At 75.7% G+C, this 13,561-nt stretch carries 9 protein-coding genes and 2 pseudogenes; 9 read left to right on the top strand and 2 right to left on the bottom strand.

The window, feature by feature from the left end:
- The 8 genes and pseudogenes from ACFV0G_RS21140 to ACFV0G_RS21105 form a co-directional block, all read left to right on the top strand.
- Positions 1-454 (top strand): annotated as a pseudogene (locus tag ACFV0G_RS21140) (hypothetical protein); the annotation flags it as partial.
- A gap of 149 nt (positions 455-603) precedes the next feature.
- Entirely contained in the window at positions 604-2,313 is a 1,710-nt protein-coding gene (locus tag ACFV0G_RS21135; RefSeq protein WP_380549854.1) for a serine/threonine-protein kinase, read from the top strand.
- 76 nt (positions 2,314-2,389) lie between these two features.
- Entirely contained in the window at positions 2,390-4,024 is a 1,635-nt protein-coding gene (locus ACFV0G_RS21130) for a succinic semialdehyde dehydrogenase (RefSeq protein ID WP_380549851.1), read from the top strand.
- A 51-nt stretch (positions 4,025-4,075) separates the two neighbouring features.
- Positions 4,076-5,854: a GMC oxidoreductase gene (locus ACFV0G_RS21125; protein ID WP_380549848.1), complete on the top strand. Its 1,779-nt coding sequence runs from the start codon at positions 4,076-4,078 to the stop codon at positions 5,852-5,854.
- A 70-nt stretch (positions 5,855-5,924) separates the two neighbouring features.
- Complete coding sequence (locus ACFV0G_RS21120) at positions 5,925-7,373, top strand: hypothetical protein (RefSeq protein WP_380549845.1); 1,449 nt, start codon at positions 5,925-5,927, stop codon at positions 7,371-7,373.
- Between the two features lie 963 nt (positions 7,374-8,336).
- Positions 8,337-9,932, top strand: coding sequence for a glutamine-hydrolyzing GMP synthase (gene guaA / locus ACFV0G_RS21115; protein WP_380549842.1), 1,596 nt, complete (start codon positions 8,337-8,339; stop codon positions 9,930-9,932).
- Positions 9,933-10,102: 170 nt separating this feature from the next.
- Positions 10,103-10,615, top strand: a pseudogene (locus tag ACFV0G_RS21110) (DoxX family membrane protein); the annotation flags it as partial.
- On the top strand, positions 10,595-11,128 hold the full coding sequence (locus ACFV0G_RS21105) for a Rieske (2Fe-2S) protein (protein ID WP_380549857.1): 534 nt from the start codon (positions 10,595-10,597) through the stop codon (positions 11,126-11,128). The pseudogene ACFV0G_RS21110 and the gene ACFV0G_RS21105, both read left to right, overlap by 21 nt.
- A gap of 23 nt (positions 11,129-11,151) precedes the next feature.
- On the opposite strand, the gene ACFV0G_RS21100 is transcribed toward ACFV0G_RS21105, so the two are convergent.
- Both ACFV0G_RS21100 and ACFV0G_RS21095 read right to left on the bottom strand, forming a co-directional pair.
- Positions 11,152-11,379 carry a hypothetical protein gene (locus ACFV0G_RS21100; RefSeq protein ID WP_380549839.1) on the bottom strand — a complete coding sequence of 76 codons (228 nt, stop codon included), beginning with the start codon at positions 11,377-11,379 and terminating at the stop codon, positions 11,152-11,154.
- Positions 11,376-12,863 carry a PspC domain-containing protein gene (locus ACFV0G_RS21095; protein ID WP_380549836.1) on the bottom strand — a complete coding sequence of 496 codons (1,488 nt, stop codon included), beginning with the start codon at positions 12,861-12,863 and terminating at the stop codon, positions 11,376-11,378. The genes ACFV0G_RS21100 and ACFV0G_RS21095 overlap by 4 nt, the downstream gene beginning before the upstream one ends.
- Positions 12,864-12,995: 132 nt before the next feature.
- On the opposite strand from ACFV0G_RS21095, the gene ACFV0G_RS21090 reads away from it, so the two are divergent.
- On the top strand, positions 12,996-13,561 hold a 566-nt coding region (locus tag ACFV0G_RS21090), incomplete at its 3' end, for a PspC domain-containing protein (RefSeq protein ID WP_380549833.1).

Below are 13,561 nucleotides of genomic sequence, written 5' to 3'. Positions count from 1 at the left end.
CTGCGGGGCGCTGGGCGTGCAGATGTCCCGGCCTCGGACCGGCCCCCTCCCGTACCCGGAGCAGGACCGGCCGACCCGGCGGGCCGCCGTGCGCGCGGGGTGGCGCCACCCGTCGGACGGCTGCGGGCCGCTGCGCGGCCTGGTCGAGGAACTGCTGGCCCCGGCGGCCGCGGACCGGCCGGCCGCCGCCGACGTGCAGATCCGGCTGCGTGCCCTGCTGGCCGCCGCGCCCGAGCCGTACGGGCCGCCGGAGGAGACGCCGCTGCTGCCGGCCGTCCGGGTGCCGGCCGGGCCGCCGGCCCGGCGCGCACGCCGTTCGCGTGCGGTCGAGCCTTCTGCCCGCACGGCGCGGCCGCCGCTGCTGCCACCCGCCCTGCTGGGCCCGTTGCTGGTGGGCGGGGTGCTGCTGACGCTGCTGGCCGGTCTGGCGGCGGTCGTGCTGGCGTCCGGCTGACGGCAGCGGGGCCGGGGCCCGCGGCGGGGATTCGGCCCCCGCCCGTGGGACGCCTAATCTGGGGTTGCAAGATGTCCGTGCGGTGAGTCTGCGGTGCACCGATACCTCCGTCACGGTGACGGTGGACTGAGGATGGGGGAGCGGTCGCCATGGGCGTGCAGGACCGGTCGACGGATGCCATGGACACCGGCAGGGTACTGGCCGGGCGCTACGCGCTGGGCGAGCGGCTCGGCCGCGGTGGCATGGGCACCGTCTGGCGGGCCCGCGACGAGATGCTCGACCGCGAGGTGGCGGTCAAGGAGCTGACCGTCAGCCACCTCGACGAGGAGGAACTGGAGATCCTCCAGTCCCGGATGAAGCGCGAGGCCAGGGCCGCGGCCCGGATCAAGCACCCGGGCGTCATCACCATCCACGACGTGCTGGAGGACGACGGCCGGCCGTGGATCGTCATGGAACTGGTCGACGGCCGCTCGCTGGCCGACGTGATCAGCCAGGACGGCACCCTGCTGCCGCGCGAGGCCGCCGAGGTCGGCCTCCAGGTGCTCGCCGCCCTGCACCGCGGCCACCAGCTGGGCGTGCTGCACCGCGACGTGAAGCCGGCCAACGTGCTGCTGGAGAAGGGCACCGGCCGGGTCGTGCTGCTCGACTTCGGCATCGCCACCTTCGAGGGCTCCACCGAGCTCACCCGCCCCGGCGACCTGGTCGGCTCCCCGGACTACCTGGCGCCGGAGCGCGCCCAGGGCGAGCGGCCCGGGCCCGCCTCCGACCTGTGGGGCCTGGGCGCCACGCTGTACGCGGCCGTGGAGGGCGAGTCGCCGTTCCGCCGGACCTCGCCGCTGACCACGCTGGCCGCGGTCGTCGGCGACCCGCTGCCGGAGCCGCGCCGGGCCGGCGCGCTCGGCCCGGTGCTGGCCGCGCTGATGGCGAAGGACCCGGCGGAGCGCCCGAACGCCGACGAGGCGGCCCGGATGCTGCGCGAGGTGACGGCGGGCCACACCCTCGGCATGAAGGCCCCCGTCCCGGGTGCCGTGCACCGCACGCCGACCCAGCGGGTCCCGGTGGTGGACCGCACCGAGCCCGAGCGGCCCCCGGCCGCGCCCGTGCAGCCCACCGGGCCGACCCTGCCCGTGCCGCCGGTGCCGGCCGCGCCGGCCGCGGACCTCGGCGGCACCACCCCGCTCCCGCCCGCCGCGGGCAACCCCGTGGCCCCGCCGCCCCCGCAGCCGGCCCGCCCGCGGCGCCCGCTCGGTCCCCGCCTGCTGCTCGCCGCGGTGGCGTTCACGCTGCTCGCCGGCGGCGCCGGGTACGCGCTGACGCACCATGCGGCCGCCGGTACGGACACCCCCGACCCGCAGAACAGCCAGCTGACCGTGCCGACCACCGACCCGTCGAAGGCCCCCGGCCCGGCGCCCAGCGGCTACACCTGGAAGGAGGACCCGGCCGGGTTCACCTTCCCGCTGCCGACCGGCGGCAAGCCGTGGGTGCGCTCCACCGACAACAACGAGATCTACTACAGCGCCGACAACAAGGTGCACTACCTCCAGTTCGCGGTGACCGTCGGTCAGCCCCTGACGCCGATGGACCACTTCAAGCAGATGGAGGAGTCCATCACCAAGAACCGCCCGGCCTACAAGCGGGAGGGCCTCACCGCCATCAAGGTGAACGGCCAGGAGGGCGCGGTCTGGGAGTTCAGCTACGCCGCCCTGGACGGCTCGGGCCGCCGCCACCTCAAGGAGGCCGAGTTCCGCACCGAGGACGGCACCTCCTACGACGTGCTGGTGGCCTCGCCGGAGAAGGACTGGCAGGACGCGCTGCGCCGCTTCACGATCGTCCTCAACAACTTCGCCGTGGAGCACTGAGCGTCACCGTTCCACCACGCAACTTGCTGTTACCGGCGGGTACACAACCGGGGCCCGAGGGCCTAGGCTGCGCACCATGACGGACACCACGGCAGACGCACAGGCCCGGTCCACCGACGGCACCGGGCGCAACCCCGCGGCTCCGGGCGGGGGCCGGACGGTCGCCTCGGCGGTCACCGACGCCGTCGTCGCCCGGCTGGCCCGCGGCATCACGGCCGCCCCGGACGCCGCCACCGCGGACACCCGCGCCCCGCTCACCGGCGAGCGGCTGGCGACCCTCCCGCTCTCCACCCCCGCGGACGTCGAGACCGCCTACCGGCTCGCCCGCCGCGCCCAGCAGTCCTGGGCCGCCCTGCCCGTCCGCCGCCGCACCGCCGTCCTGCTGCGCTTCCACGACCTGCTGCTCCAGCGGCAGGACGAGGTCCTCGACCTGATCCAGGCCGAGACCGGCAAGACCCGCCTGCACGCCTTCGAGGAGGTGCTGGCCGCCGCCTCCGCCGCCCGGCACTACGGCCGGAAGACCGCCTCCTACCTGCGCGACCGCCGGCGCGGCGGCGCCCTGCCGGTGCTCACCCACACCCTGGAGGCCCGCCGCCCCAAGGGCGTGATCGGCCAGATCTCGCCGTGGAACTACCCGCTGGAGCTGTCCGTCAGCGACGCGCTGCCCGCCTTCGCGGCCGGCAACGCGGTGGTCAACAAGCCCGACACGCAGACCGCGCTCACCGCGCTGTGGGCCCGCGAGCTGCTGGTCGAGGCCGGCCTGCCGGCCGACGTCTGGCAGATCGTGGTCGGCGACGGCCCGGTGATCGGCCCCGCCGTCGTCGAGCACGCCGACTACGTCTCGTTCACCGGCTCCACCCGCACCGGCCGCCAGGTCGCCCAGCAGGCGGCCGGCCGGCTGGTCGGCGCCTCCCTGGAGCTCGGCGGCAAGAACGCCCTCCTGGTGCTCGCCGACGCCGACCTCGACCGGGCCGCCGAGGGCGCCGTACGGGCCTGTTTCTCCTCGGCCGGCCAGCTCTGCATCTCCATCGAGCGGCTCTTCGTGCACCGCTCGGTCGCCGACGAGTTCCTCGCCCGGTTCACCGCCCGCACCCGGGCGCTGCGCCTCGGCGGCGGCCTCGCCTACGGCGCCGACATGGGCTCGCTGGTCTCCGAGCGCCAGCTGGAGACCGTCACCCGGCACGTCGAGGAGGCCGTCAAGGCCGGCGCCACCGTGCTCACCGGCGGCCGGGCCCGCCCCGACCTCGGCCCGCTGTTCTTCGAGCCGACCGTCCTCGACGGCGTCACCACCGACATGGCGGTCTGCACCGAGGAGACCTTCGGCCCGGTCGTCTCGGTCTACCGCTTCGACACCGAGGACGAGGCGGTGGCCGCCGCCAACGCCACCCCGTACGGCCTGAACTCCAGCGTCTGGACGAAGGACACCCGGCGCGGCCGGGCGGTCGCCGCCCGCCTGCACACCGGCACCGTCAACGTGAACGAGGCCTACGCCGCCGCGTACGGCTCGGTCGCCTCCCCGATGGGCGGCATGGGCGACTCCGGTCTCGGCCGCCGGCACGGCGCCGAGGGCATCCTGCGCTTCACCGAGGCGCAGACCGTCGCCACCCAGCGCCTGATGCCGATCGGCCCCTCGCACGGCCTCGACGACCAGCGCTTCGCGGCGCTGCTGACCACCGGCCTCAAGGCGCTGAAGACCCTCCGCTTCCGGTAGCGGGCAGGCCCGCGCCGACCCCCACCCCCACCCTCGAAGGAGCACCGGCAGATGGCGGACACCGACGGTTTCGACTACGACGTCGTGGTGGTCGGCTCGGGCTTCGGCGGCTCGGTCGCCGCGCTGCGCCTGACCGAGAAGGGATACCGGGTGGCGGTGCTGGAGGCCGGCCGCCGCTTCACCGCCGCCGACCTGCCGAAGAACTCCTGGGACCTGCGCAACTACCTGTGGGCGCCCGCCCTCGGGCTCTTCGGCATCCAGCGGATCCACCTGCTGAGCAACGTGCTCGTGCTGGCCGGTGCCGGCGTCGGCGGCGGTTCGCTCAACTACGCCAACACCCTGTACGTGCCGCCGAAGGCGTTCTTCGAGGACCGCCAGTGGGGCGGCATCACCGACTGGCAGGAGGAGCTGGCGCCCTTCTACGACCAGGCGCAGCGGATGCTCGGCGTCCGGCTGAACCCGACCGTGACGGCCGCCGACACCCACCTGAGGGCCACCGCCGAGCGGATGGGCGTCGGCGACACCTTCCACCTGGCGCCGGTCGGCGTCTTCTTCGGCGACGGCAAGGACTCCGACGGCAGTGCGCAGGCGGCGCCCGGCGGCGAGGTCGCGGACCCGTACTTCGGCGGCGCCGGCCCGGCCCGCAAGGCCTGCACCGAGTGCGGGGAGTGCATGACCGGCTGCCGGCACGGCGCCAAGAACATGCTGATCGAGAACTACCTGTACCTCGCCGAGCGGGCCGGCGCAGAGATCCGCCCGCTGACCACGGTGGCCGGCCTCGACGAGCACCCCGACGGCGGCTACCGGGTCACCACGGTGCCGACCGCCCGCCGCCGCAAGGGGCCGCAGACCGTGCTGCGGGCCCGCCAGGTGGTGGTCGCCGCGGGGACGTACGGCACCCAGACGCTGCTGCACACCATGCGCGACACCGGCCGGCTGCCGCGGATCTCCGCCAAGCTCGGCTTCCTGACCCGCACCAACTCGGAGTCGTTGGTCGGCGCGCTCACCGACAACCGCCGCTACCGGCGCAAGACCGGGGCGCCGCGGGCGGACTTCAGCCGCGGGGTGGCGATCACCTCGTCCATCCACCCGGACGAGAACACCCACATCGAGCCGGTCCGCTACGGCAAGGGCTCGAACGCGATGGGCCTGATGACCATCCTGCAGTTCCCGCACGGCCGGTCCAACCTGCTCTCCTACCTGGCCACCACGGTGCGCCACCCGGTGCTGTCGGCCCGGAACCTGTCCAAGTACCGCTGGTCGGAGCGGACCATCATCGGCCTGGTGATGCAGTCCCTGGACAACTCGCTGACCACCTTCCGCAAGCCCGGCGGCGTCGGCAAGGGCCTGCTGACGGCGAAGCAGGGCCACGGCGCGCCCAACCCCGAGCACATCCCCGAGGGCGAGGAGGCCGCCCGGATCCTCGCCGACGAGATCAACGGCTTCGCCGGCACCAACGTCGGCGAGCTGATGCGGATGCCGATGACCGCGCACTTCCTCGGCGGCTGCCCGATCGGCGCGGACCCGGAGCACGGCGTCATCGACCCCTACCACCGGCTGTACGGCTACCCGGGCATCCACGTGGTGGACGGTGCGGCGGTCTCCGCCAACCTCGGGGTCAACCCGTCGCTGACGATCACGGCGCAGGCCGAGCGGGCGATGTCGCTGTGGCCGAACAAGGGCGAGGCCGACCCGCGGCCCGCGCAGGACGAGGACTACCGCCGGGTGGCGGCCGTCGAGCCGTCCCGTCCGGCCGTCCCGTCCGGTGCGTTCGGGGCGCTGCGGCTGCCGCTGCTGCCCGTGCCGAAGGTGCCCGTCCGCAAGGACTGAGCCCGGTTGACAGCCCGTCGGTGCCGGTGGGACAAACGGGCTCCGGGGGCGGGCGGGGACTGGGGGGACCATGGCGATCTGTACGGACTGCGGGTCGGCGTCGGCACCGTGGGCGCGGCTGTGCGCGGCCTGCGGCCGGCGGTTCGGCGAGCCGGGCGACCGTCCGCCGGCGGCGATGGGCGCGGGGGCCATCGGCGACGTGGCCGAGGTGGCACCGGCCGGCCCGGGCAGGTGGGGCAGCGGCGTCCTCTACGAGCCGCGCGGCAGCGGCTTCGCCGGGCTCGCCGCCGAGTGGCGGCCGGTGCTGCGCGCCCTCCTGGCGCCGACGGTCCTGCTGCTGGCCGCGGCGGTGCTGCCGGCCCTGCCCGGGCCCGGGCTGTGGCCGCCGGACACCGGATTCGGCGACCGGTACCGGGCCTCGCTCGCCCTGGTGCTGACCGCCTTCGGCGCCCCGCTGCACAGCCGCAGCGCGGGTGATGCGGACGGCCTCGCCCTGGCGTCCGGGACGGATCTGCACCTGGTGCCCGTCCTGGTGGCGGCCGGCTGGCTGGCACTGCTGTGGCGGGGGCTGCGGACGGCCCGGCGGCGCGGGGCCGCGGCCGGGCGTGCCGGAGCCGCGGGGGCCGCGGTCCGCATCGCGACGGTGTCCGGCGCGGCGGTGCTGCTGCTGGGGCTGTTCGGGCGGGTCCGGCTCGCGGTGTCGGCCGTGCGGCCGGAGATGGGTCACCGCGTCGTCGGGGTGGAGCTGCCGGTGGCGGTCGCGGTGGCCGCGGCGCTGGCCGGGGTGCTCGCCCTGGCGGTGTTCGACACCGGGGCGCTGCGGGCGAGGGCCGGCCGGTGGCCGGTCCTGTTCGGGCCGGCCGTGCGCGCGGCGGCGGCCGCCGTCGTTCCGGCGACCGTGGCGGCCCCGCTGATCGCCGGGTTGGTGTGGGACGCGCCGGCCTGGGTGTGGCTGCCGCTGGCGGCCAACGGGGGGCTGCTGGTGCTGGGCCGGGGCTCCGGTGCGACGCTGCGGCTCGGCGCCGACGACGCCGTCCAGGACCTGTCGCTGTTCGGGACTTCCGGCGTGGGCGAACTCTGGTGGGCGGCGCTGCTGTTGGCGGTGGCGGGCGCGGTGGTGCTGGGCCGGTCCGCGTACCGGATGCGGCTCCGCGGCCTGGACCGGCTGCGGCTCGCGGCGCTGTACGCGGTGCTGCTGAGTGTGCCGATGCTGCTGGCCGGGGTGTCGCTGCGGGACTGGTTCGGGCCCTCCCCGTCCGGCCCGGCGGAGGGCCGGGAGCACCTGTACACGCTCTCGCTGGCGGCCGGCACCGTCGTGGTGGCCAACCTGCTGTGGGCGGCGCTCGGCGCCCTCGGGCTGCCGGCGCTGTTCGCCGCCGTCCGTCCGGTGCCCGTGGAGCAGTGCGCGCCCCCCGCGCCGGACGCGCCCCCCTCGACCGGCGTGAGGACCGCCGAGGAGCCGCCGGCCCCGCCGTCGCCGTACCGGGCCGAGGTGCTCGACCGGCGGCGCCGGGACTGAGCCGGGCCGGGTGCGCGGTGGTGCGCCCGGAGCGGCGGGCGGTCCGGCCCGGAAAGGCGCCGGCCCCCGGGCCCCGGACAGGGCAAAGGGCCCCGCGGGGGAACGGGGCCCTTTGTCGTTCAGCACTCGGCGTCAGGGCGGCGCCGGTGCTGGGGTGACGGCGCCGGGGGAGGAGCGCCGTCCTGTCGAATGGCTCGGATGTGCGACGGGACGCCCGACGGGTGTGCGGGCTCCGTCGCGTGCGGGGCCGGGTCGGCCCTTACGGAGCGTGAGGCGATAACCGTTGTCGCCGCCGGCTCACGGATCGCCCGGAACCGGAGAGCGCCGCCTGTCACGGCGGGCGGCCAACCCCCACAACCAGCATCGTGATGGACGGAAGCCTTACTGTGCAACCGATTCGGCACAGTTCGCAGCAGTCCGTTTGCCGGTGGAGATCCCTCCGGAGGTCGTCCGGGCACGGGAGAGGGTGCTTCCGCGACGGCTCCTCGGCCGCGGCAGTTCGACTACGCTCCGTAGTAGTGGCAAGCCGGGGCGCACGGGGGCGTGCGAACGGAGCCCGGGTGGTGGGACGGCGGCCCGGGGAGCGGGGCGGCCGGCGCCGGCCGCCCCGCCCCGTCGGTCCGTCCGGCCGCGGTCGGGCTCGCTGTCCCCTGCTGGCCCGATCGCTGCACCGGCGCGCGGTCCCACGGCGGGCGGGGCCCGCCACACGTGCCGGTGGACCGGATCGAGAGATCCACGCGTGGTCCTGCCGACCGTCCGGAGCCGCCCGGGCCTGGCGGGCGCGGTGCGGTCGTACGGTCGTCAGGTGCAACGACCGCGGGCCCGGCCGGTCACGGCGCGGGCCCTCGGCAAGCGGGTGAACCGCCGCGTCGGGGCCGGTGCCGCCGCCGGGCGGCCGAGGGCGTTCGAGCCGCCCGGTAGACTCGGCACCAGACCCTCCCCACACCCGCCGGAAGGCCGTCCGTGTCCTCTGCTTCCCCGGACCAGTCCGCAACCGAGAACGACACCGTCCTGGTCGTCGACTTCGGTGCCCAGTACGCCCAGCTCATCGCCCGTCGGGTGCGTGAGGCCCGGGTCTACAGCGAGATCGTGCCGAGCACCATGCCGGTCGCCGAGATGCTCGCCAAGAACCCGAAGGCGATCATCCTCTCCGGCGGGCCGTCCTCGGTCTACGAGGAGGGCGCGCCGCGGCTCGACCGCGCGCTGTTCGAGGCCGGCGTGCCGGTCTTCGGCATGTGCTACGGCTTCCAGCTGATGGCCATCACGCTCGGCGGCACCGTGGACAACACCGGCGCCCGCGAGTACGGCCGCACCCCGCTGGTCGTCAGCCGCACCGGCTCCACCCTGTTCGAGGGCGTCCCGGCGCAGCACTCGGTGTGGATGTCGCACGGCGACGCCTGCTCCGCCGCGCCGGAGGGCTTCACGGTCACCGCCTCCACCGACGTGGTGCCGGTCGCCGCCTTCGAGAACGACGACCTCAAGCTGTACGGCGTCCAGTACCACCCCGAGGTGCTGCACTCCGACCACGGCCAGCAGATCCTGGAGCACTTCCTCTACCGCGGCGCCGGCATCGCGCCGACCTGGACGACCCACAACGTGGTCGACGAGCAGGTCGCGCTGATCCGCGAGCAGGTCGGCGACAAGCGCGCCATCTGCGGCCTGTCCGGCGGCGTGGACTCCGCGGTCGCCGCCGCCCTGGTCAACCGCGCCATCGGCGACCGGCTGACCTGCGTGTACGTCGACCACGGCCTGATGCGCAAGGGCGAGACCGAGCAGGTCGAGAAGGACTTCGTGGCCGCCACCGGCGTCCAGCTGAAGGTGGTCGACGCCAAGGAGCGGTTCCTGACCGCGCTGGCCGGCGTCAGCGACCCGGAGCAGAAGCGCAAGATCATCGGCCGGGAGTTCATCCGGGTCTTCGAGCAGGCGCAGGCCGAGATCGTCGCCGAGGCCGGCGAGCACGGCGAGTCGGTGGAGTTCCTCGTCCAGGGCACCCTGTACCCGGACGTGGTCGAGTCCGGCGGCGGCACCGGCACCGCCAACATCAAGTCCCACCACAACGTCGGCGGCCTGCCCGAGGACCTCCAGTTCCAGCTGGTCGAGCCGCTGCGCAAGCTGTTCAAGGACGAGGTCCGGATGGTCGGCCAGGAGCTCGGCCTGCCGGAGGAGATCGTCCAGCGCCAGCCGTTCCCCGGCCCGGGCCTGGGCATCCGGATCGTCGGTGAGGTCACCGAGGAGCGCCTGGACCTGCTCCGCGAGGCCGACGCCATCGCCCGCGAGGAGCTCACCGCCGCCGGGCTGGACAAGCAGATCTGGCAGTGCCCGGTCGTGCTGCTCGCCGACGTCCGCTCGGTCGGCGTCCAGGGCGACGGCCGCACCTACGGCCACCCGATCGTGCTGCGCCCGGTCTCGTCCGAGGACGCCATGACCGCCGACTGGTCGCGCCTGCCGTACGACGTGCTGGCCAAGATCTCCACCCGGATCACCAACGAGGTCCGCGACGTGAACCGCGTCGTGCTGGACGTCACCAGCAAGCCCCCGGGCACCATCGAGTGGGAGTGATCCCGCCGGCCGATCGCCAGGCCGATTGAACGACCGCGCCGCCGCCTCCGTACAGAGAGGTGGCGGCGCGGCTGCGTACGCTTCCGGAGCTGCCACGGAACCCGAGCAGTTCCGTGCAGAATCGGACCGGACCTGTCACCAGCCGACAGGCGCGAGCGAAGGGCATCGGCATGACCCCGGGGCACGACGGACACCGGCCGGCGGACGAGACCGCGCTGAGCACCCCCTGGCAGCAGACCGCCACCCGCTACGCGCTGCTGCCGCTGCGCCTCTTCCTCGGCATCACCTTCGTCTACGCGGCCTTCGACAAACTGTCGGACGCCCACTACCTGGCCGGCGCGGGCGACCCCGCCTCCTTCGTCTCGCAGACCCAGGCGGTCAAGGGGGCCAGCCCGATCGGCTGGGCCCTCGACCTCGCCCTGCACGCGCCGACCTTCTTCGCCCTGCTGATCGCCTTCGGCGAGCTCGCGGTCGGCCTCGGCACCCTGCTGGGTCTGTGGGGACGGCTCGCCGCGGCCGGCGGCGCGATGATCAACCTGACCCTGTTCCTCACGGTCAGCTGGAGCATCTCGCCGTACTACCTCGGCAACGACCTCGCCTACCTGATGGCCTGGACCCCGCTCGTGCTGGCCGGCACCCCGTACTTCTCCGTCGACGGCTACCTGGCCGGCCGGGCCCGGCGCGACCGCGCCCGCGGCCTGGCCGAGGACGCCGTCCGGCGCCGGTCCCTGCTGGACGGCGGCATCGCGGCGGTCGCCCTCGGCGGCGCCGGACTGCTCAGCGGCTCGCTCACCGCCACCTTCGGCCGCGACCGCAAGGCCGTCACCGCCGCCCCCGGCCGCACCGCCGAGCCCGCCCCCACCGCCGGCCTCGGCACCACCGGGGCCAAGCCCTCGGTCGCCGCCTCCGCCGTCCCGGTCGGCGGATCCGCCCAGGTCAAGGACCCCTCCAGCGGCGACGCCGTCTACATCGTGCAGCCCACGGCCGGCCAGTACTGCGCCTTCTCGGCGATCTGCACCCACTCCGGCTGCACCGTCGACGCCCCCCGCGACGGCAAGCTGACCTGCCCGTGCCACGGCTCGCGGTTCGACGCCGCCACCGGCGCCGTGGTCACCGGCCCGGCCACCAAGCCGCTGCCCAAGTACGCCGTCACCCGCAGCGGCGACCGGCTGGAACTCGGCGACCGGCAGGCCTGACGGGCGCCCGCCCCCCTCGGCGCTCAGCCCTCCTCGGGCGGCGGCGGCAGCGGCGCGGACCGGCCCCGGCGGAACACCGCCACCACCGCCCCCGACAGCCCTGCCGCCCCCAGCCCGATCAGCACCGCCGGCACGGCGACCCGCGCGTCCACCGTCCGCCCGGACAGCGAGGCCAGCAGGTAGACCACCGCGACCGCGGTGAACACCAGCCCCGAGACCAGCGAGAACGCATTCACCGGATGCTTCCTCATGCCTGCACCACCTTGATGTCCCCGAGCCCCACGCTCAGCGTCAGATCGACCGTCCCGCGGGACGCCGCCCCGCCGGCCGGCCGCACCACGGCCTCCCGGCTGTTGCCCGTGCCCGACAGCCGCTCCCCGTTCGGCAGCAGCACGTCGCCCACCCCGCTGCGCACCGACAGCCGGACCTCGGCGTCCCGCGGCAGCACCACCTTCAGATCACCCGCGCCGACCCGCACCGAACTGCTCAGCGACGCTCCCGCCGGGTCCAGCCCGGTCAGGTCGAGGGTCGCGTCGCCGGCCGCCAGGTCGTAGTGGTCCTGCAGGGCCGCCGCACTCACCGGCGTCCAGGTGCGGTCCCCGAACCCGCCGCTCAGCGAGGTGTCCGAGCCGCCCGAGGCGGCCAGCGCCAGCGTCAGCACCAGCGCCGGCACGGTCAGCCCGCCCACCCGCCCGTACCGGGCGCCCACCAGGATCACCAGCCCGAGCGCCAGCAGCGCCGCGGCCAGCACCGTCGCCAGGTGCACCGGCCCGCCGCGGTGGTCCGCCACCCACCAGGCCAGCGCACCCGCCCCGACCGCCAGCAGCATCCCGGCCGCGCCCAGCGAGCCCCGGCCGCGCTCGTGCACCACCGGCGGGGCCGGCCGGGCCGGCGGCTCCGGCACCGGCGCGGCGCCCGAGGGCTTGCGCAGCGGATCGCCCTCCGGCAGGTCCGTCCGCTGCCACCACGCCTGGGCCGGCACCCCGGGCGGCGGGGTCTGCCCGCCGTACGGATTGCGCTCCGGGTGCCGCGGGTCCCACAGGTAGCCGGACGGACCGGGCGCCGGGGTGTCCGCCGGCACCGTGCCGGCCGCCCGCGCCCTGGCGTGCTGCTCGGCGACCGTCTCGCGGGCCTCCCGCAGCCGCGCGTGCATCTCCGCCTTCCGGCTCTGCCACTCCGCCTGGAAGTCCGCCCCGAACCGCTGCTGCCAGGTCTTCCAGTCCAGGCGCTCCACCGGCTCCTCCAGCCGGTCGTACGGCCCGGCCGGCTCCTTCGGCGCCGCCGTGCCCCGGGACCGGCGGCGCTCGGGGTCGTACCGCACCGCCAGGAAGACCAGGCCGCCGAGCAGCAGCAGCGGGAACAACTGCCCGCCGTCGCCCATCGAGGAGAAGAACACCCCGGTGCCGATCACGGTCAGCAGCACCGCGCCGATCGACTGCCCGTCCACCCGGCCGGTCAGCACCCGCTGCAGCTCCGTCCGGCCCGGGGAGCCGTCCGCCTCCGGCGGGCGCGGCACGATCAGCCAGGCCAGCCCGTACAGGAACAGGCCGAGCCCGCCGGACAGGCAGAGCACCGCCACCACGACCCGGAACACCACCGGGTCGATGTCCAGGTGCCGCCCCAGCCCGCCGCACACGCCGGCCACCACCCGGTGCTCGTCGCTGCGGCTCAGCGGCGGCCGCGGGGGCTCGTTCGGCGCCGCGGCGGCGGCTGCGGTGCTCTGCTCGTCGGTCATGGCACCATCCTGGGGGCTCCCGGGCCGCCGCCCAACCGGCATCGGCCCCCTCCGTACCCTGATCTCTCCCTGAGAGACTTCCGGGCCCGACCCTGATGCACGGGCCCCCGGCGGCATGTGACCATCTGTGGCGTGGCAGCACCCGGCAGCGAGACCCAGCACCCCGAACCCGACGCCCCGCCCGCTCCCGGCACGCCCGCGGAGCCGCCCGGCGGCGGTCCGGCGCAGCCCGCCTACCGGCGGCTGTACCGCAGCCCGCACGGACGGATGCTCGGCGGCGTCGCGCACGGCCTCGCCGTCCACCTCGGCGTGCCGGTGCGCTGGGTCCGCCTCGCGTTCGTCCTGCTCTTCTTCGCCCAGGGCATCGGCGCCCTGCTGTACGCGGCGTTCTGGTTCGTGGTGCCGATCGGCATCGGCGAGCCGGCGCCCGGCGCCGCGACCCAGTGGGCCTACGTCGACGGTGCGTTCGTCCGGGTCGGGGTCGGCGGTGCCCGGCCCGCCGGGCCCGTCAAGGGCCGCCGCCGCGGCCTCGGCCGGCTCCGCGAACTGCTCCAGGGGACCTTCCACGGCGCCCCCGACCCGGCCGGTCCCGGCGGCGCCGCGGCCGCCCCGGACGGCGCCCCCCCCCCCCGGCCCCCCCCCGGCGCCCGCCCCCCGATAGCCCCCAGGCGGGGGGTGGGGGGGGCGCAACCCCCGCG

The sequence above is a fragment of the Kitasatospora sp. NPDC059571 genome (assembly GCF_042735675.1).
Lineage (GTDB): Bacteria > Actinomycetota > Actinomycetes > Streptomycetales > Streptomycetaceae > Kitasatospora.
Note: the sequence above shows the minus strand (reverse complement) of the source record. Positions and strands in the feature narration are given on the sequence as shown.

Excerpts from the sequence above, each read along its gene's own strand:
- ACFV0G_RS21135 (WP_380549854.1), top strand. The coding sequence starts at position 604 with ATGGGCGTGCAGGACCGGTCGACGGATGCCATGGACACCGGCAGGGTA.
- ACFV0G_RS21130 (WP_380549851.1), top strand. The coding sequence starts at position 2,390 with ATGACGGACACCACGGCAGACGCACAGGCCCGGTCCACCGACGGCACC.
- ACFV0G_RS21125 (WP_380549848.1), top strand. The coding sequence starts at position 4,076 with ATGGCGGACACCGACGGTTTCGACTACGACGTCGTGGTGGTCGGCTCG.
- ACFV0G_RS21120 (WP_380549845.1), top strand. The coding sequence starts at position 5,925 with ATGGCGATCTGTACGGACTGCGGGTCGGCGTCGGCACCGTGGGCGCGG.
- ACFV0G_RS21100 (WP_380549839.1), bottom strand. The coding sequence starts at position 11,379 with ATGAGGAAGCATCCGGTGAATGCGTTCTCGCTGGTCTCGGGGCTGGTG.
- ACFV0G_RS21095 (WP_380549836.1), bottom strand. The coding sequence starts at position 12,863 with ATGACCGACGAGCAGAGCACCGCAGCCGCCGCCGCGGCGCCGAACGAG.